This is a genomic window from Veillonella nakazawae, from assembly GCF_013393365.1.
Lineage (GTDB): Bacteria > Bacillota > Negativicutes > Veillonellales > Veillonellaceae > Veillonella > Veillonella nakazawae.
The window spans coordinates 1,669,233-1,688,470 of the sequence record NZ_AP022321.1 but is presented as its reverse complement, the minus strand read 5'-3'; the positions used below and the strand labels follow the sequence as shown (position 1 = coordinate 1,688,470).

Genomic DNA, 19,238 nt, shown 5'->3' with positions numbered 1-19,238 from the left:
GATATAAACTATTATAATATGTTGAAATATAATAGGAGAGAGCTTTATGAGCGAGAATGCATACGTGTGTCCATATTGTCAGTCGGAAAATATTCAAAGTTATAATATTGCTTATGCTGGTGGCTTTTCTAATGTAAATGGTGTAACTACAGGTGTAGGTATTGGTGCTGGTGGTCGAGTAGGTGTTGGTATTGGCAATACTGTAGGAACGCAACAAACAGCACTTTCTATGATGGCAAAACCTCCGATGAAAAAATCAATTGCTACATTTATTTTAAAGTGGTGGATTGCGATTCAATTTGGTCTCGTATTATTGCTTTGGATTTCCGGTCTAAGTAAACATGAGGCTTCTCTTATCATTTATTTTGGTGCATATGCGTTGTTAATCTACAAAACATATCAACGTTATGTATGGAATAGAGACATATATCCAGGATTACGTCGCGACTGGGAGCATACATATATATGTTTACGTTGTGGGAATTCTTTTCTTTTATAATTGAAATACATCAGCATACAATATAGAGGTACGCCTATAATACTATATAGGTGTACCTTTTATTTTGTATGGATAGGATATTTGTAATGTGAAAGAGCTATTAGAACATATTGGCTTATCGTTTAAATTATATTTTCATATTCATTGTCCATACTTTCATATCGTTATATAATAATATTATCAGATTTGTATTTTTCGATATAATTATATGAAAGGAGTACATATGTCAAATTTCATCACTCCTAAAGAGTTATTAGCTTGTCTCGATGAGGTTATCATCTTAGATGCTCGAGGTTATCAAGATTATAAACAAGGTCATATTAAGGGGGCTTTTCCTGTAGATTTAGATAAGGATTTAACAGGCCCTGTAGGTGAGCATGGCGGTCGTCATCCATTACCAGATATGGAGCGTTTGGCTCATACTTTTGAGTCTTACGGGATTACTCGTGATTCCAAGGTTGTTGTATATGACTCTTGGCTTTTCTTAGCGGGACGTTTATGGTGGACGTTGCGTTACATGGGCTTAACGGATGTACGCGTATTGTCTGGTGGTGTTGAGCGTTGGGTTAAGGAAGGCCATGTTCTAACTAAAGAACCAACTCCGCTACCTACAGAACCGTCTGTTTTTAACTATGAATTGCAAACGCATATGGTTATGAGTCGTGATGAGGTACTCAAGGCTAGTGAAAGTGGTGACCATGTTATCATCGATGCTCGTGCACCGTTCCGTTACGATGGATCTCAAGTAGATACGATGGATGGCATGACTGGTCATATTCCTGGTGCTGTTAATCATTTTTATGAAAGTGGTTATACCGTAGATGGTCCTAAGTCTGTAAAAGATTTAGAAGCTCAGTATTATAATGAAATCTACCAAAATAGACCTGTAGTGACGTACTGTGGCTCAGGGGTAACCGCTTGTAATGCGCTGTTAACTATGAGCGAAGTAGGGCTTGAATCGGCTTTATATGTTGGCAGCTCTAGTGATTGGGTAACCTATGACGGTTTCCCACTTAAGACTGGTGTAGAAACATTACGATAATACAGGAGGGCAAATGAAAATTTTAAAACATCTACTAACCCTTGTTGCGTTTGGTTATTTGTGTTATCACATCTATACCTTCGGGCCCGGCATGTTTAATGTTACAGTGTTGGTAATTCTTGTTTTATCTTCCATAGCTAATTATTTCCGTGAAAAACGTGAAAGTGATCTTAAAGCAAACGAAAACGCTCGAAAGGCTCGTGCGGAAGCTAGACATGCAAAGAAACACAAACAATAGTAATGTACGACTTTTTGGCTAAACTGTATAACATATTATAATTGCTAGCATAAATAAGAATCTTTTTGAAATATAAAGAAATTGTTGAAATAGAGGCTTTCACAAACTATATTAGTATGTAAAAGCACTATTAGAATAAGGAGTAAGCATTGAAATTAATTTCTTGGAATGTAAACGGCCTTCGTGCCGCTGTAACAAAAGGATTTATGGAATCCTTTAACGAACTGGATGCGGATATTTTCTGTTTACAAGAAACAAAATTGCAACCTGATCAAATTTCTTTGGAATTGCCGGGTTATGAGCAATATTGGAATAGTGCTGTGAAAAAAGGCTATAGTGGTACGGCTGTATTCACGCGTATTAAACCGTTGTCCGTAACTAACGGTATCGGCATTGAAGAGCACGATCAAGAGGGCCGTGTTATTACTGCTGAATATGACAATTTCTATTTAGTATGCTGCTATACGCCAAATAGCCAACGTGAATTGGCTCGTCTTGAGTACCGCATGACTTGGGAAGATGCATTCCGCAACTATTTGCTTGAATTAGATAAGAAAAAACCAGTCATTCTCTGTGGAGACCTTAACGTGGCTCACCAAGAAATCGACCTTAAAAATCCTAAGACGAACCGTAAAAATGCAGGCTTCTCCGACGAAGAGCGTGCAAAAATGACCGAACTGTTAGGTGCTGGTTTCACAGATACATTCCGTCACCTGTATCCAGATGCAATTGAGGAATATAGCTGGTGGTCTTATATGGGCAAGGCTCGTGAACGAAATACGGGATGGAGAATTGACTATTTCATCACCTCTAAACGTCTTGACGACAAAATTCAAGAAGCTAAAATTCACCAACAAATCTTTGGCTCTGATCACTGCCCAGTAGAATTAGATATCGATTTATAATATATTGAAAGTATAATCTACAGCCTCATCTTAGGATGGGGCTGTTGTAATAGGTGAAAGGAGACCTTATGGCTCAAAAACAAAAGGCTGTTGTCTTATTTAGCGGTGGGGTAGATAGTACTACATGTTTAGCGCTAGCTATTGAAAGATTTGGCAAAGACAATGTAGTGCCGTTATCCATTCAATATGGTCAAAAACATAGTAAAGAACTAGAGGCTGCTGCATCTATTCTCGCTTATTATGGCATTGAAGGTAAAACGATGGATGTCACTAAATTGTTTGCCTTCAGCAATTGCTCTTTATTGACCCAATCCGCAGAGGCAATACCTCAAGGTTCATACAAGGAACAACAAGAAACAGAAGGGGAAGGTACGGTTAGCACCTATGTGCCATTTAGAAATGGTCTATTCCTATCTGCGGCGGCTTCCTTAGCCTTATCTCTAGACTGCGGCTATATCTACTATGGTGCCCATAGCGATGATGCGGCTGGTAACGCATACCCAGACTGTACAGAACACTTCTATAAATCCATGGGCGATGCTATCTTCGAAGGATCCGGCAAAGAATGCTCCTTAGAAGCACCATTCATCAACCATAACAAAGCAGACGTCGTAAAAGAAGGCCTACGACTCGGCGTACCATACCACCTAACATGGTCCTGCTACGAAGGCGGCGACAAACCATGCGGACACTGCGGCACCTGTATCGACAGAGCCGAAGCATTCCGCGCTAACGGCGTCGAAGACCCAGCTCTGTAGGCAGGTCGAGGCCCTAGGCCGATGACCGTATAGCCAGTGGAGCGATGAGGAAAGGTATCTCCTGCCACCCCGTCCTTACCAACTTAACACTAATAGTAGATTTACATATAAGTCCGCCTACAACAAAATTGATTGCGAAAATATTAGATATATGCTAATATTAGTACTGCCTAAAGGCGACAACTAAATAAGACAGTTTGAAACCATCCTGTCTCTAAACAAAACTACGGAAATTCATAAGCATTTATAGCATGGTAGTTTTGCCATGCTTTTTTTATTTGAGGAGGTGAGTGTTATGATTACTACACGTAAATTGACTATTTCTGCCATGGTTGTGGCATTGTACATCGTTGTACTATATTTAACGCAAAGCGTTTCTTTCGGAGCGTACCAAATTCGTATAGCAACATCATTATATGCACTTGCTTATGCCTTTCCGTTTTTGGTAATTCCAATGGGGATTGGTAACCTCATTTCTAACTTCCTATTCGGTGGTCTTGGTATCCTCGATATGATGGGAGGTTTTGGCGTTGGTATTTTAACAACAGGTATAATCGTAGGTATGCGTAAGCTTGGCCTTAGCGCTTGGTGGGCGATTCTACCGATTATCTTTGTTCCAGCATTATGTGTACCGTTATGGCTTAGCCCATTACTTGGCCTTCCATACTGGCCATTGGTATTGAACCTCATCGTAGGTCAAACAATTCCAGCAGTGCTTGGCTCTGTTTTGGTGAAAGCATTGATCAGCCGTCCTAGCATGGCTGCTTTATTAGGTGCTTTCAAATAAAAAGTACATAGGTAAATAAAAAGGCGTAAGCTCGATGTGAGTGATATGTACCCATTTTCCTGGACACATATTATTTACTAGCCTAAACACATGGATGCTTCCCTGTATTTCACAGGGGGCATCCATTTTGTTTTTGCTTGAATCCTTTTGTTATTGTAATAGTTAATGTATTCTTCTATCGCTGCTGCAAAAGCATTAAAAGATGAATATTCTCTCTCAAAACCATAATATATTTCCGTTTTCAATCTACCAAAAAAGGTTTCCATCACAGAGTTATCATAACAATTTCCTTTTCGAGACATAGATTGAATAATACCATGCTCTTTGAGTGTTCTCCTAAAGTACTTATGTTGGTATTGCCATCCTTGATCAGAATGGAGGATTAATCCTGAAAGATTAGTAAACTTCTTGAATGCCTTCTCTAACATACGAGAAATTTGTTCTAAGTTAGGACTTAATGCTAAGTCATAAGCAACAATCTCATTCGTATTCATATCTAAAATAGGCGACAAATAGCATTTTCCCCATGAGAAATTAAATTGAGACACATCAGTAGTCCATTTTTGTAATGGTGCAGTTGTACTAAAATCTCTATTGACGATATTTTCTGCTACCTTACCGACTTTCCCTTTGTAAGAGTGGTACTTTTCTTTCGGTCGCTTTCCTGCGAGCCCCATAATATGCATAAGTCTTTGCACTCGTTTATGATTGACTACAAAGCCTCGATTAAGAAGCTCTTGATATACACGGCGTACACCATACCGGCCTTTATGTTCTGTAAAAATCTTTTGAATTTCATCTTTTAGCTCTGTATTTCTTTTATCTACAAGATCTACTTTAGTAAGTTCAAAATAATAGGTAGATTTGGACATTGGCATAGCTTTCAAAAGATGTTTTAGTTGATAGCCTTGTTGGTGGAGCGTTTTGATAATCGCTGCTTTTTCGCCTTGAGTCGCGCAGCCTCTTTTTCTTCTCTCAAGGCAATCTCTTTTTTTATGACTTCATTTTCAGCTTTAATATAAGCAATTTCAGCTCGTAAGCGAATAAGTTCCTCATATTCACTCTCTTTGAGCTCTCGAGGTGAGATAGTCTTAGGTACTTTCATTTTGCAATCCTTTGGTGATCGTCCTTTAGGTTTATTAATAAGACCATTGTATCCCAAAGTTTTGTATTTATGAACCCATTGATACAGTTGGCCAGTATTAATTCCAGCCCTAATAGATACAGAGCGGATAGATTCTCCAAATAATACTTGGCATACTAACTCATATTTCTTCTCTGGAGACCAACATCGCTTATCTGGATTATGCTTATTGATTTCTGGGCCATTAAACTCTTCCTGTTTAGCCCATTTTATTATTTGTTCGTGAAAAGTATGAGTCAATACTCCAGTTGGCGTCTCTGGCCATTCACCTTGATTAAATAATTCAATTGCTTTTCTTTTAAATTCATAACTATATCTCATGAAAATACCCCCTTTACTGGTTGTCCAGTAAAGGGGGTACATATCAGAGCTTACGCCTTTCTTATGGCTAAATGTTATGGAGGTTGAAGGTATTAGCAGTTGTAGCCGCGCCATTTAGTTTCTACTACGAGGCGTTCAAGGGCAACCATGTACGCTGCTTGACGAGGAGGTACATTGTATTTATGTTGCATTTCCCAAACTGCTTCAAAGCTATTTTGCATATTTTTAGTTAACCGTTCATTAACTTCTTCTTCAGTCCAGTAGAAGCTTGCTTTGTTTTGTACCCATTCATAGTAAGATACAACTACGCCGCCGCCGTTTGCAAGAACGTCAGGAATGATGTCGATACCTTTTTCATAGAAGTATTTATCTGCATCATTAGTAGTAGGGCCATTAGCACCTTCCAAGATGATTTTAGCTTGGATGTTTCCCATGTTGTCTTTGTTCAATTGGTTTTCAAGAGCTGCCATGTACAATACATCAACTGGTTGAGCCAATAATTCTTGGGCACCAATTGTAGTCATACCTGGTTCGCTGTAACCTTCAAGGGAACGACCATGGGAGTTAGCATATTCGTATGCTTTTTCCACATCAATACCGTTAGGGTTGTAGATGTTAACGCTTACGTCGCCGATAGCAACAACTTTAGCGCCTGCTTGCGCAATGAGGCGAGCACCTACGGAACCTACGTTACCGAAGCCTTGAACTGCTACAGTAAGGTTTTTGATGTCTAAGTTTTTCTTAGCTAAGTAACTTTGTAATGCGATGAGACAGCCGCGACCAGTCGCTTCATTACGACCTAAGGATCCGCCTACTTCAATAGGTTTACCAGTAACGATACCAGGGCTCCATTCGCCTTTTAATGTGCTGTATTCATCAGCAATCCAGCTCATGATTTGGGCGTTTGTATTTACGTCTGGTGCAGGCACGTCAGTATTTACGCCAATGATAGGAGCAATACGACGTACAAAGTTACGAGTTAAGCGTTCTAATTCGCGAGGGTTCAATGTTTTAGGATCAACTTTGATACCGCCTTTACCACCGCCATAAGGAATGTTAGCGATAGCATTTTTAATAGTCATCCAAGCTGCCAATGCACGAACTTCGTTTTCGTCGGAGTCAGGATGGAAGCGAAGACCACCTTTAGCGCTACCACGTAATGTGGAGTGTTGGCAACGGTAACCTTCGTATACGCGAACTTCACCATTGTCTAGTTGAAGAGGTACAGCTACTTTTAGTTCTCGTTCAGGATGACGTAATACTTCGTACTCACTACGAGAATAACCGAGTTTTTCTGCTGCTACATCTAACGTATTTAGCATGTTTTCATAAGGATTATAACCACTCATAATAACCTCCTGTATATAAGAGTAAATTAAGTTTTGCTAATTTTAGACATACTGTAGTATTCGACGTTGTATACATAATACCCTTTATAATTTTATAACTATATTCTATAGTTTTTAATGCTTGAAAAGTGTATAGAATATAGATATTTACTGTGATTATAGTCACTCCTGGAGTTAGATATAAATCGTAGTTTTTACAGTATAAATGGATACTTTTACAAAAATAAAAAGAGACCGATGAAATATACTTTCACCGATCTCTAAAGAGAATATATTTTATTTTTCCATTGTAGCTTCCACTGGAGTAGGAGGTACAGAAGAGTCTGTAGTTTGACCGTCACCCCACCATACGATACCGTATGTATGATTAAGAACAGAACGGTTAAATACAGGTGTTTCGATGCCTGCCTTGCGTTGTTTGATATAGTCATCAAGAGCAAGACCTGCAGTACGTCCCATACGTACGATGGAACTAATATTAGTTAATACTAAGAAGGCCATGAATAAATCGGCTAAATTCCATACTAAATCAAGGGAGGCAATGGAGCCTACGAATGTCATGATTATTACACCAATACGGAATAAATGAAGATAGAATTTCTTCTCTGTTAAGTGGCTAATATTAATTTCACCGTAGTAATAGTTACCAATTAAGGAACTGAAGGAGAACATTACGATAAAGATTGCTACCGCTGTTGGTGCCCAAGAACCAAGTTGTTGTTCGAGGTTATGTTGTACTAGAGCAACACCAGTTAAACCTGTTGTGCTATAGTCGCCAACCATGAGTACAATGAATGCTGAAGCTGTACAAATGATAAATGTATCAAGGAATACACCGAATGCTTGTACAAGACCTTGTTCAACAGGATGGTTAACAGCCGCAGTAGCCGCTGCATTAGGCACAGAACCTTCACCGGCTTCGTTGGAGAATAGACCACGTTTAATACCATTCATTACAGTAGCACCTAATAAGCCACCACCTGCTGCTACTGGTTCAAAAGCAGAGGAGATAATAGTATAGATTACATGTGGGAATTGAGTGATATTCATAATGACTACGAATAATGCAGTAGCAATATATAAAACCGCCATGATAGGAACGATGATTTCAGATGCTTTTGCAACGCGATGAATACCACCAAAAATAATGAGGCCAAGAAGTATTGCTACTACAGCGCCTGTATAGGATACATCAAAGTTGAATACTTGAAGAGATGCAGCTAATGTATTAGCTTGTACAGAGTTGTAAATCCAACCGTATGTAATACTGATCAAAATTGCAAATAAAACAGATAATGCTTTGTTGTTTAAGCCATAGCGAATATAGTATGCTGGGCCGCCGTAAAAGCCGCCTTTAGCAACAGGTTCTTTGTAGATTTGTGCTAATGTAGATTCGATGAAACCTGTAGCAGCACCAATAAGAGCGATAACCCACATCCAGAAAATAGCACCAGGACCACCGAGTACAACAGCAATCGCAATACCTGCGATATTACCAACACCTACACGAGATGCGGTACTAACACAGAATGCTTGGAATGAGGATACATGATTTTTTTCTGTAGAACTACCTGCACCATTGATTACGAGGCGAACCATTTCTTTGATCATACGAATTTGTACAAAATTCGTTGTCATCGTAAAGAAGAGACCTGCGCCGATGAGGATAAAGATGATGAAATAACTCCATAAATAGCCATTAATGGTAGAAATAGCATCATTGAGCATTGCTTCCATAAAAACGCTCCTTTCTCATAAAAAGAATTCTTATAATTATTAATAATATTGTATCAATTTCTATAGACTATGTAAAACAAAATCCCTCACAAGAGTGAAGGATTTTATTAATAGTTTATTATTGTATAGCAACTAAGATGTTTCTTTAAGCTTTAGTGAATTCCGGTGATTCCTCCATGCCTTGTAATAAGGTTTGTTCGGAATGTTCCATGTGAATTCTTGCCAACTTACGAGCTTGAGTAGCATTATGTGAAGCAATGGCCTCCACCAATTGACGGTGCTCTTCCCATGTCTTTCTTAGTCGGCCCGGTTGATTCATAGAGAAGCTACGGAATCGATAGGTTTGCTCCCGCAAGTTGTGTACGATATCTGCTAAACGTTCGTTACGAGATGCACGATATAGTACTTCATGGAATTCTACGTCTGCTGTTACGACGGACTCCATATCTTTATTCTCCATATGGTCGCCGATCGCTACGAGCATTCGTTCTAGTGTTTCGATTTCCTCTTCGGTTATGCGTTCGGCAGCAAGGCCTGCTGCGAGCTCTTCCAGAGCAGATCGAATTTCGAATACTTGAGTAATATCCTTTAACGATATATTGGCTACATATGTACCACGGCGAGGAACCATGACAACAAAACCTTCGAGCTCAAGCTTACGAATGGCTTCGCGAATTGGTGTACGGCTCACACCGAGTTCTTCAGCTAGAGGAATTTCCATAAGGCGTTCGCCCGGTTTTAACACGCCGTCTTGAATGGCTTGACGTAATGTTTCACTTACGACTTCGCGTAGAGGTTTATACGCATCTAAGCGTATTGGTTGTAACCGTTTTGTCATGGTAAGTCCTCCTGTGTACATGTTTTTGTAATGAGCGATAGCCAATCATGGCCTGCCGCTTTGATCTCTTCTTGCAGTTGTAATGCTTCCATTGGTTTATCCAGCAATACCACCATTGTAGGACCACTACCGGTCATAATCGTTGGATATCCACGACTAGTGAAGAATTCTTTACAAATGACAAGTTCTTCATGGTCAGGGAAGAGTAGTTCTTCAAATGTATTAGCACTAGTAAGGAATGCTGATTTTAAGTCATTATTTTCTAGGTGTTGTTGGACTGTATCGATGGTTTGTTTTGTTGCTACGGACTTATTCGTGAAGCGACCATAAGCAGCTGCAGTTGATACAGAAACCTTTGGCTTTACTAGTAATAACCAGTGTGGATCTGGAGATTTTCCGTACGTTAATATTTCACCACGCCCCGTGCCACGTGCTGTACCACCTTGCAATAGGAATGGCACATCGGATCCAAGAGTAGCACCGATTTGTAAAAGTTCCTCTTGGGTGAGTCGTAAGTCCCAGAATCGATTGAGACCTACTAACATAGCAGCCGCATCAGCACTACCACCGCCAAGACCGGCTTGAATAGGTACCCGTTTTAATAGGTGAATGGCAGCTCCCGCTTTGCAACCGGTATAAGCTTGTATTGCCCGTAATGCTTTGAGGGCAAGATTTTCTTCACCATAAGTAACTAATTTTTGCATATACTCAGGTAATTCTGGAGCGCCACCAGAGAAAACTACGGAATGATGCTTCGCAAAATAAATGGAGTCGCTAAGGCGAATGGATTGGAAGATAGAGTCGATATCGTGATATCCGTCTTCACGCTTGCCCGTAATGGCAAGGCCAATATTGATTTTACTGCAACCGAGTTGCTCAAAACTTTTACTCATGATAGCCTCGTTTGTAACATACAGAATATATGCAATTTATATGTTTATTTTATACTCTTATAAAGTGATTGAAAATAACCATTAAGTGGTTTATGATGAATTTGTATACGCATATTGTTTTATTACTAAATGTATTGTAAATAGCGTATGTTTTAGTTAGTTCATTATAGAATATTTATAGTGAAATGGCAATTTGGAGGAAGCTATGTTCGCTAAGTATAAAAGTGTTATCTATGAAAGCCTTATGGTCATTCTTGGATGTGCCATATTTGGTGCCGGCCTTGATGCCTTTGTATTGCCACACAAATTGGTGAGTACTGGTATTAGTGGGGTAGGCTTGATTTTGTATTATTTAACAGGCTTATCCGTTGGTTCTTGGAATATGATTTTAAATATTCCTATATTCTGGGCTGCTTGGAAGTGGCTAGGCACCCGTGTTGTTATCAAAACCTTGTATGGCACATTGATGCTGTCTTGGATGGTTGATTTATTTAACTTCTTGCAATATGACATGATTATTAAGGATCCTTTATTGAGTTCCATGATGGCTGGTATTACTACTGGTGTAGGTCTTGGCATTGTATACCGTGTAGGCGGTAACACAGGTGGGCTTGATCCTATTGCACTCATTGTACGCAAATATTATGGACTTCAAATGGGGTCCATTAATAGTGCCATAAACTGTGCCATCCTTGTTGCCGCAATTGGTGTTGTTGGCCTTGAAGCCGTAGCGGTCACACTTATTAGTGTTTATGTGTATACCATCATTACGAATAAGGTAGTTATCGGGTTTAATCAACGAAAGGTAGCTTTCATCATTACCTATCGTACCGATGATGTCTGCGAATGCATCATCAAAAAGGTTGGTCGTGGAGCCACTATTATTAATGGTGTGGGTGCCTATACACGGACGCCGAAGCAAATCGTTATGGTAGCCGTTAATCTCTTGCAAGTAAATAAATTAAAAGAGGTTATTCAAGAGGCCGATCCTAATGTATTTATCTTGATAACCGATGCGCAAGAGGTTATTGGTCAAGGCTTTACGCAGCCTATTATACCGACTGAAGTATGTGAACAGTTGAAAGATAAGAGTACTACACAAGAGGACAATACAGAGATTGTACACAATCAATAAGTAAGTATTTGTCATCTCATCTTAATCATGTGTAAATATAATATTTTATGAATGATATATACAGTTGAGATTAGGAGGTTCCTATGGCTCATAAATTAGCAGGTATGCCTGTACAAGAACAAGATATTATTGATGTGCAAACATTGGTGGATGCATATTTTGATAATGCACCGGATGTAACGGATCCGACACAACTCGTATCCTTTGGTACATCTGGTCATCGTGGTACCTCGTTGAATGGTACCTTTACAGATTTACATGTAGCAGCTATTACGCAGGCTATCTGTGATGGTCGTGGACAATTTGGTGCGACAGGTCCTATTTTTGTGGGCCAAGATACACATGCTTTATCTCAGCCTGCATTAGTAACAGTGCTTGAGGTCCTTGCCGGTAATGGCGTGGTTGCAATGGTTGATGCGGATATGGACTTTGTGCCTACACCGTCAGTGTCTCGTGCTATCATTCGGTATAATGAAAGTCATTTTGATAAGGCGGATGGTATTGTTATTACACCATCTCATAACCCGCCAGATAATGGGGGTATTAAGTATAATGCTACCAATGGTGGCCCTGCAGATACGTTAATAACGAAATGGATTGAAACTCGCGCCAATGAGTACGTTCGTGCTTATTGTGAATTAGAAGGGCTCAAACGCATTAGTGTTGATAATATTGAACCAGATCAACAAGTTCCGTATGACTACAAGGGGTTATATGTGGAAGAGTTATCTTCTATCATTAATATGGAGGCTCTTCAAAGTGCTAAGCCTAAGGTTCTTGTCAATGCATTAGGTGGTAGTGGTCTCGGTTATTGGCGGGCCATTAAAGAACGATATAATCTCAATATGGATATCATAAATGATGAGTACGATCCAACCTTTAGCTTTATGACTTATGACCATGATGGTAAGGTGCGTATGGATTGTTCCTCTGAATATGCGATGGCGGATGTAATTAAACAAATTGGCAATTATGATCTCGCTGTTGGCAATGATCCTGATTATGATCGCTATGGTATCGTTACTGCAGAGGGTCTTGCTTCTCCAAATGCGTTCCTTACGGTTGCTGCAGATTATTTGTTTACGACCCGTGGTTGGACTGATAAAGGGGTAGGGAAAACAGTTGTTTGTACTACGATGATTGATAAATGGGCAGCCCTTAAAGAGGTGCCTGTTTATGAGGTTCCAGTAGGTTTTAAATATTTTAGCTCCTTATTATTTGATGGTGAGATTGGTATCGGTGGGGAAGAATCTGCTGGTGCATCGTTCCTCAAAAAGGATGGCACCGTATGGACTACTGATAAAGACGGCATGGTAATGGCTTTATTGGCGATGGAAATATATGCCGTAATGGGAGCCACTGTTGATAGATTGTATAACAATATTGTTGAAGGTTGTGGAGATCCTCGCTTTGGTCGTATTGATGCGGCGTGCACAAAGGCGGCAAAGGCTAAGTTGAAGCAGTTGAATGCAAGCTCCATTACCGCTACTGAGGTAGACGGAAATCCTATTACTAATATACGTACTACTTCCTTGTATAAGGATATGCCAATCGATGGTGTTCGTGTAGAAACGGAAACAGGTTGGTTTGTAGCGCGTCCGTCTGGCACAGAAGATTTGTATAAAATCTATGGTGAAAGCTATAAAGGGGATAAAGGTTTAGTTGCGTTATTGACAGCAGGAGAGGCTATTGTAACGGCTGCATTATCCGACGAAGTATAAAATACCGTCTTCGGGTGAAAACTCATGAAGATTTCACCGTAGAAAAGTAATAAATATGATATAATATATTAATATAGTTTATTGAATACCCTATGGGGGTTAAATAGTTTGTAGTGCTCAGAAAAGGTGATGTTATGAAATTAGTTGTTACCGTTGTCGGCGTTGACCGCGTTGGTATCATTGCTGGGGTTAGTACAGTACTTGCTAATCACGGTGTAAATATTATGTCTATTAATCAAACCATTCTTGACGGCGTTTTCAATATGATTATGATGTGTGAAACAAAGTCTGAAGATATAAAAGATTTGACCTCCATTCAAGAGGCTTTAACTACACTTGGTAAAGAACTTGGTGTTGAAATCCGTGCACAACATGCTGATATTTTCTTAAGCATGCATCGTGTAGGATAGGAGGCACTATGTTATCTATCGACAATATTTTAGAAACGAATCAGATGATTCATGACAACAAGCTTGATGTTCGTACTATTACGATGGGCATTAGCTTGCTAGAATGCGCATCTAGTTCTGGTAAAGAACTATGTGATCGCATTTATGATCGCATTACAAAAGAAGCTGAACATCTTGTGTCCACTGGTGAGGATATTGAGCGCGAGTTTGGTATTCCTATCATTAATAAACGCATCTCTGTAACGCCTATCTCTCTTGTTGCAGGTGGTAGTGATTTAACATCCTATGTACCAATTGCAGAAGCGATGGACCGTGCTGCTAAAACAGTAGGTGTTAACTTTATCGGTGGTTACTCCGCTCTTGTAACAAAAGGTGCTACACGAGCTGATCGCATTTTGATTGATTCTATCCCAGAAGCATTGGCAACTACAGATATCGTATGTAGCTCTGTAGGTGTTGGTTCTACTAAAACTGGTATCAACATGGACGCAGTTCGCGACATGGGGATTATCGTTAAGAAAACGGCAGAACTTACAAAGGATAATGATGCTCTTGGCTGTGCTAAGCTCGTTATTTTCTGTAATCCTGTAGAGGATAATCCATTCATGGCAGGTGCTTTCTTTGGGGTCACTGAAGGTGATAGTGCTATTTCTGTAGGCGTATCTGGTCCAGGCGTTGTAAAACACGCACTTGAGTCTGTGCGTGGTCAGTCCTTTGACGTTGTAGCAGAAACGATTAAACGTACTGCTTTCAAAATTACTCGTGTAGGCCAATTAGTAGCACAAGAGGCATCTCGTCGTCTTGGTAAACCATTCGGCATTATCGATTTGTCCTTGGCGCCAACACCAGCGGTAGGCGATTCTGTTGCTCACGTTCTTGAAGAAATGGGCTTATCATCTTGTGGTTGTCATGGTACGACTGCGGCACTTGCATTACTTAATGATGCGGTGAAAAAAGGTGGTCTTATGGCATCCTCTCACGTAGGCGGCCTCAGTGGTGCATTTATTCCAGTGTCTGAAGATGCTGGTATGATTGATGCCGTATCTTGTGGCAGTTTATCCCTCGATAAATTAGAGGCTATGACATGCGTATGTTCTGTTGGCCTTGACATGATTGCTATTCCTGGAGACACAACAGCGGATACAATTTCTGCAATTATTGCTGATGAATCTGCTATTGGTATGATTAATAATAAGACAACTGCGGTTCGTGTAATTCCTGTACCTGGCAAAACCGTAGGTGAGGTTGTTGAATTTGGTGGCCTTTTAGGTTACGCTCCAATTATTGAAGTGAGTCCATATAGTGCAGCTGAGTTCATCGCCCGTGGTGGTCGTATTCCTGCACCTATTCGTAGCTTAACGAACTAATATTGTTTTAACCCAGTTGTTGGAGGTGTCTTATGAGTGATTATGTGCTCGATTATGTATGGGCCTTTGCTCTGGCGCTCGTCATAACCTTTGCACTTACCCCTTTGGTGAAACGCTTTGCCGTTGCTGTTGGGGCAATAGATAAACCTGATGCCCGCAAGGTACATCATGGTGCTATTCCACGACTTGGTGGGTTAGCAATCTTTCTCGGTTATGTCGGGTCGGTCCTCTTTAATGGATCTATCCCACATGACCATAAACTATTTGGCTTTGTACTTGGTACAGTTATTCTTGTGCTCGTTGGCATTTGGGATGATATTAAACAGATTGAGCCAAAGACTAAGTTAATGGGCCAAATCATAGCAGCTGCAATTTTGGTGGCTTATGATATTCGGGTGGACTTTATCAACCTTCCTTGGGGTGGTGTAGTGTACCTTAAATATTGGGCTGCTCCATTGACTATTTTCTGGATCGTAGGATTTACGAATATCGTAAATCTTATCGATGGCCTTGATGGCTTGGCAGCAGGGATTTCCTTCATTGCTTGTATTGCTGTTTGCGCTATGACATTACAACTTGGCCAAACTGACTTAGCATGTATATCTCTTGCACTGGCAGGTGCAACAGTAGGGTTCTTGCGGTATAACTTTAACCCAGCGAAAATTTTCATGGGTGATACGGGTTCTATGCTCCTCGGTTATACTTTAGCAGCTATTTCTGTAATGGGTGCTGTTAAAACGGCAGCTACTATTGCATTGGTAGTTCCTGCAATCGTACTTGGCTTACCAATTCTCGATACATTATTTGCTATCGTACGCCGTAAAATCAGCGGTCGTCCGATTTTCAAGCCTGATAAAGGCCATGTGCATCATCGTTTGTTAGCACAAGGCTTATCTCAAAAGCAAGCGGTGCTAATGATGTATGCCGTAACAGCTCTCTTTGGTGGCGTATCCGTCATCGTAGCAGAGGTCAATGCTTGGATTGGTATCGCATTAGTACTCGTTATCTTCTTAGGTAGTATTTATGTGGCTCGTCGCCTTGGTGTTATTACTCACAGTGATGCGGCAGGTCATCCACTACCACGTCCTACAATTGAACGCAGCGATTCAGATGAAACTATTTCCTTTGATCGTGAAGAATTGGCAAAAGCTTTAGAGGAATCCGAGGATTCCCATAAGAAATAACCATATGTGGGGCGCACGGCGCCCCATTTTTTCTATCCTACTATGTTGGAGGCAACTATGTTAAAAGTTATGACAATCTTTGGTACAAGACCTGAAGCTATCAAGATGGCTCCTCTTGTAAAAGCACTAGAAGCAGCACCAGATATGGAGCCGATTGTAACCGTTACGGCACAACATCGCGATATGCTCGATCAAGTACTAAACTTGTTCAATATTACCCCTGATTACGACTTAAATATTATGAGCCAAGGCCAAACATTGTACGATGTAACAAATCGTGCATTGATGGGCCTTAAAGATGTATTAGAAGAAGCTAAACCTGATGTAGTTCTTGTACATGGTGATACAACAACAACCTTTGCAGGTGCTTTGGCGTCCTTCTATCAAGAAATTCCTGTAGGTCACGTAGAGGCAGGTCTTCGTACTGGAGATATTTATTCTCCGTTCCCAGAGGAAATGAATCGTAAATTGACTGGCTCTATTGCAACCTATCATTTTGCACCAACAGCTAGTTCTGAAAGCAATCTTAAGAAAGAAAATATCAATACAGATCATCTATATGTAACAGGTAATACTGTTATCGATGCCCTTGATACAACAGTGCAAGATAATTATGTTTTTGATGATGCTGCTATCAATGCATTGGATCCTGAAAAACGTACAGTTCTTGTTACTACACATCGACGTGAAAACTTGGGTGAACCTATGCGCCACGTGTACCAAGCTATTCGCGATTTAATTAATGAATTTGAAGATATTCAAGTGGTCTTCCCTGTACATAAGAATCCTAAGGTTCGCCAAGTTGTACAAGAGGAACTTGGTTCTGTAGAACGTGTTACCTTAATTGATCCGCTTGATTATGAACCATTTGCGAACTTAATGGCTAAATCTTATTTGATTCTTACTGACTCTGGTGGGATTCAAGAGGAAGCACCAGCCCTTGGTAAACCGGTTCTCGTATTGCGGGATACCACAGAACGCCCTGAAGCTGTTGAAGCTGGTACGGTTCGCCTAGTAGGTACTGATAAAGATGCAGTACACGCAGCGGCTCATGAATTGTTGAGCAATGCAGCAGCTTATAAATTGATGTCGAATTCCGTTAACCCTTATGGTGACGGCAAAGCATCTGAACGCATTATTCAAGCGTTGCGCCATGAGTTCTTAGGCGATCCTAATCGTCCTGAACGGTTTGGTAAATAATATGGATAAGGACCTTGTGAAAGCCCTCGCCATGGCAACATCGGCGGGGCTCACACTCGTTTTCTGTATAGGTGGTTTCATTTGGATTGGATATACACTGGATGGTTGGTTTAGAACTGAACCGTTATGTATGATTGTATTTGGTCTTATTGGAGCTATAACAGGTTTTTATATGTTATATAAACAAGTTAAGTAGTGAGGTATATATGAATCAATATATTAAATTCATAGTGCGTGTGCTACTAACTTGTTTTTTTATTGCCTTTTTAGGCGGTATAATACAAGTTTTATGTGGCCTAGAACAGTATCTATGGGGATGGTTTTGGGGGATTTTTATAATGGTACTCTACTTGCTAAGTTTAGCTTTGCATGGTCAATCCATTGTATCAGGGGATCCTTACAAAGCCGTTCGTAAAGCTCGTAGACAGATGATTTGGCGCCTTATGTTAGTAGGCTCATTAGTAGTCTTAGGATTAAAGATTCCCGGCATAGAGGCTATTAGCATGTTTGTTGGTGTCGCACTTATTCAGCCCGCATTATATGTTGTTTACTGGTGGCTTAGTCGACATTTCTAAGCTTATGATGTGTTAAATTATAGATACATTCCAATAATGCATTATACACAATACATTCATGAGAAATTAGAATTGTTTACCTTTCAAGTGTTGATTATATATCTATAACGATGTATGATGATACATATATATTATATTTATATTTATTGTAAGTATATTAGTTTTTTATTATGTCTATGGAAGGGGTTGAGAACGTGGAATTACATGCGGGACACCATGAAGTCGTGCAGTGGTTAGGGTTGACATTTAATTTGGATACTCTAATTGCTACATGGGTTACTATGGCTATTGTAATACTGATAACAGTACTAGCCACCCGGGGACGAAAATTGGTGCCTGTAGGCTTGCAAAATATAGTTGAATCTATATTGGAAGGCTTAGAGGGGCAATTAGCTCCGAACTTAGGTCGTCATTGGCCGATGGTGAGTTCCTTGTTATTTACGTTTTTCTTATTTATTTTTGTAGGAAATGAATTAGGTTTAATGCCTACGCTTAAGGCTTTAACATCACCGACATCCGATATTAATACTACTGTTGCATTAGCTCTATGTAGCACATTGGTAGTATGGGTTATGGGGATTAAAGTTAAAGGCTTATCCTATTTCAAGCATTTCGTACGACCTTATAAGGCTTTGCTAATACTGAATATCTTTGAAGAGATTGCTAGACCTGTTACACTTGCCTTCCGTCTATTTGGTAATATCGTAGCTGGTGAAATTCTGTTAGAAGTATTGTACAATTTGCCTTGGTTTGTACCGGTACCATGGGTATGGATTGCTTTTAGTTTATTTATTGGTATTATTCAAGCCTTTATTTTTACCGTTCTTACTGCCTCCTACTTGGGGATGGCTCTTAGTGAGGAACATTAATTTTTTACGGAGGATATATTATGGAAGCTCAAGGTTTATTCGCATTAGCAGCAGCAATCGCAGTAGGTTGTGGTGCCATTGGTGCAGGTATCGGTGACGGTCTTGTATCTAGCAAAGTAATTGAAGGTATTACGCGTCAACCTGAATTGCGTGGTCAATTGATGTCTACTATGTTCGTAGCGATTGGCTTGATCGAAGCGATGCCTATCATCGGTGTAGTAGTAGCATTTATTTTGTTATTCAGATAATAACGAGGAGGAATAACC

The 19,238-nt window shown here is 40.0% G+C and carries 22 protein-coding genes; 16 read left to right on the top strand and 6 right to left on the bottom strand.

Annotation, left to right across the window (positions count from 1 at the left end; translation table 11 throughout):
• Positions 1–46: 46 nt before the first annotated feature.
• The 6 genes from VEIT17_RS07840 (at position 47) to VEIT17_RS07815 (ending at position 4,229) form a co-directional block, all read left to right on the top strand.
• On the top strand, positions 47–499 hold the full coding sequence (locus VEIT17_RS07840) for a hypothetical protein (protein WP_178885524.1): 453 nt from the start codon (positions 47–49) through the stop codon (positions 497–499).
• Positions 500–722: 223 nt separating this feature from the next.
• A complete protein-coding gene (locus VEIT17_RS07835) occupies positions 723–1,541 on the top strand; it encodes a sulfurtransferase (protein WP_178885522.1) in 819 nt (272 codons plus the stop codon).
• Positions 1,542–1,554: 13 nt separating this feature from the next.
• Positions 1,555–1,779 carry a hypothetical protein gene (locus tag VEIT17_RS07830; RefSeq protein ID WP_024064459.1) on the top strand — a complete coding sequence of 75 codons (225 nt, stop codon included), beginning with the start codon at positions 1,555–1,557 and terminating at the stop codon, positions 1,777–1,779.
• A gap of 149 nt (positions 1,780–1,928) precedes the next feature.
• The gene (locus VEIT17_RS07825) at positions 1,929–2,684 is read left to right on the top strand and encodes an exodeoxyribonuclease III (protein ID WP_054748264.1); all 756 of its coding nucleotides are present in this window, start codon (positions 1,929–1,931) and stop codon (positions 2,682–2,684) included.
• A 68-nt stretch (positions 2,685–2,752) separates the two neighbouring features.
• Complete coding sequence (queC, locus tag VEIT17_RS07820; protein WP_178885520.1) at positions 2,753–3,442, top strand: 7-cyano-7-deazaguanine synthase QueC; 690 nt, start codon at positions 2,753–2,755, stop codon at positions 3,440–3,442.
• 295 nt (positions 3,443–3,737) lie between these two features.
• Positions 3,738–4,229 (top strand): QueT transporter family protein, encoded by a 492-nt coding sequence (locus VEIT17_RS07815; RefSeq protein WP_024065885.1) that lies wholly within the window; start codon positions 3,738–3,740, stop codon positions 4,227–4,229.
• Positions 4,230–4,306: 77 nt separating this feature from the next.
• On the opposite strand, the gene VEIT17_RS07810 is transcribed toward VEIT17_RS07815, so the two are convergent.
• The 6 genes from VEIT17_RS07810 to ispE all read right to left on the bottom strand — a co-directional run bounded on the left by VEIT17_RS07810 (position 4,307) and on the right by ispE (position 10,511).
• Entirely contained in the window at positions 4,307–5,161 is an 855-nt protein-coding gene (locus VEIT17_RS07810; RefSeq protein WP_242013297.1) for an IS3 family transposase, read from the bottom strand.
• Positions 5,125–5,694, bottom strand: coding sequence for a transposase (locus VEIT17_RS07805; RefSeq protein WP_242013249.1), 570 nt, complete (start codon positions 5,692–5,694; stop codon positions 5,125–5,127). Before VEIT17_RS07805 ends, VEIT17_RS07810 begins: the two co-directional genes overlap by 37 nt.
• 92 nt (positions 5,695–5,786) lie before the next feature.
• Positions 5,787–7,043, bottom strand: a complete 1,257-nt coding sequence (locus tag VEIT17_RS07800; protein ID WP_178885516.1) for a Glu/Leu/Phe/Val family dehydrogenase — start codon at positions 7,041–7,043, stop codon at positions 5,787–5,789.
• A 276-nt stretch (positions 7,044–7,319) separates the two neighbouring features.
• The gene (locus VEIT17_RS07795) at positions 7,320–8,780 is read right to left on the bottom strand and encodes an alanine/glycine:cation symporter family protein (RefSeq protein ID WP_024065886.1); all 1,461 of its coding nucleotides are present in this window, start codon (positions 8,778–8,780) and stop codon (positions 7,320–7,322) included.
• 145 nt (positions 8,781–8,925) lie between these two features.
• Positions 8,926–9,618 carry a GntR family transcriptional regulator gene (locus VEIT17_RS07790; RefSeq protein ID WP_024065887.1) on the bottom strand — a complete coding sequence of 231 codons (693 nt, stop codon included), beginning with the start codon at positions 9,616–9,618 and terminating at the stop codon, positions 8,926–8,928.
• On the bottom strand, positions 9,615–10,511 hold the full coding sequence (gene ispE / locus VEIT17_RS07785) for a 4-(cytidine 5'-diphospho)-2-C-methyl-D-erythritol kinase (RefSeq protein ID WP_156720005.1): 897 nt from the start codon (positions 10,509–10,511) through the stop codon (positions 9,615–9,617). Before ispE ends, VEIT17_RS07790 begins: the two co-directional genes overlap by 4 nt.
• Positions 10,512–10,716: 205 nt before the next feature.
• Between ispE and VEIT17_RS07780 the strand changes: the two genes are divergently transcribed.
• The 10 genes from VEIT17_RS07780 (at position 10,717) to atpE (ending at position 19,220) form a co-directional block, all read left to right on the top strand.
• A complete protein-coding gene (locus VEIT17_RS07780; protein WP_024065889.1) occupies positions 10,717–11,646 on the top strand; it encodes a YitT family protein in 930 nt (309 codons plus the stop codon).
• 83 nt (positions 11,647–11,729) lie between these two features.
• Positions 11,730–13,367, top strand: a complete 1,638-nt coding sequence (locus tag VEIT17_RS07775; RefSeq protein WP_178885514.1) for a phosphoglucomutase — start codon at positions 11,730–11,732, stop codon at positions 13,365–13,367.
• Positions 13,368–13,501: 134 nt separating this feature from the next.
• Entirely contained in the window at positions 13,502–13,777 is a 276-nt protein-coding gene (locus VEIT17_RS07770; RefSeq protein WP_024065891.1) for an ACT domain-containing protein, read from the top strand.
• A gap of 8 nt (positions 13,778–13,785) precedes the next feature.
• Positions 13,786–15,144, top strand: a complete 1,359-nt coding sequence (locus VEIT17_RS07765) for a PFL family protein (RefSeq protein ID WP_024065892.1) — start codon at positions 13,786–13,788, stop codon at positions 15,142–15,144.
• A 32-nt stretch (positions 15,145–15,176) separates the two neighbouring features.
• On the top strand, positions 15,177–16,328 hold the full coding sequence (locus VEIT17_RS07760) for a glycosyltransferase family 4 protein (RefSeq protein WP_178885511.1): 1,152 nt from the start codon (positions 15,177–15,179) through the stop codon (positions 16,326–16,328).
• Between the two features lie 57 nt (positions 16,329–16,385).
• On the top strand, positions 16,386–17,528 hold the full coding sequence (gene wecB / locus VEIT17_RS07755) for a non-hydrolyzing UDP-N-acetylglucosamine 2-epimerase (RefSeq protein ID WP_156720008.1): 1,143 nt from the start codon (positions 16,386–16,388) through the stop codon (positions 17,526–17,528).
• Between the two features lies 1 nt (position 17,529).
• Complete coding sequence (locus VEIT17_RS07750) at positions 17,530–17,724, top strand: AtpZ/AtpI family protein (RefSeq protein WP_024065895.1); 195 nt, start codon at positions 17,530–17,532, stop codon at positions 17,722–17,724.
• 142 nt (positions 17,725–17,866) lie between these two features.
• Positions 17,867–18,103, top strand: a complete 237-nt coding sequence (locus VEIT17_RS09815) for a hypothetical protein (protein ID WP_009352291.1) — start codon at positions 17,867–17,869, stop codon at positions 18,101–18,103.
• Positions 18,104–18,273: 170 nt separating this feature from the next.
• Positions 18,274–18,972, top strand: a complete 699-nt coding sequence (gene atpB / locus VEIT17_RS07740) for a F0F1 ATP synthase subunit A (protein WP_105094205.1) — start codon at positions 18,274–18,276, stop codon at positions 18,970–18,972.
• Positions 18,973–18,992: 20 nt separating this feature from the next.
• Positions 18,993–19,220 (top strand): F0F1 ATP synthase subunit C, encoded by a 228-nt coding sequence (gene atpE, locus VEIT17_RS07735; RefSeq protein WP_004695064.1) that lies wholly within the window; start codon positions 18,993–18,995, stop codon positions 19,218–19,220.
• The last annotated feature ends 18 nt before the right edge of the window (positions 19,221–19,238 follow it).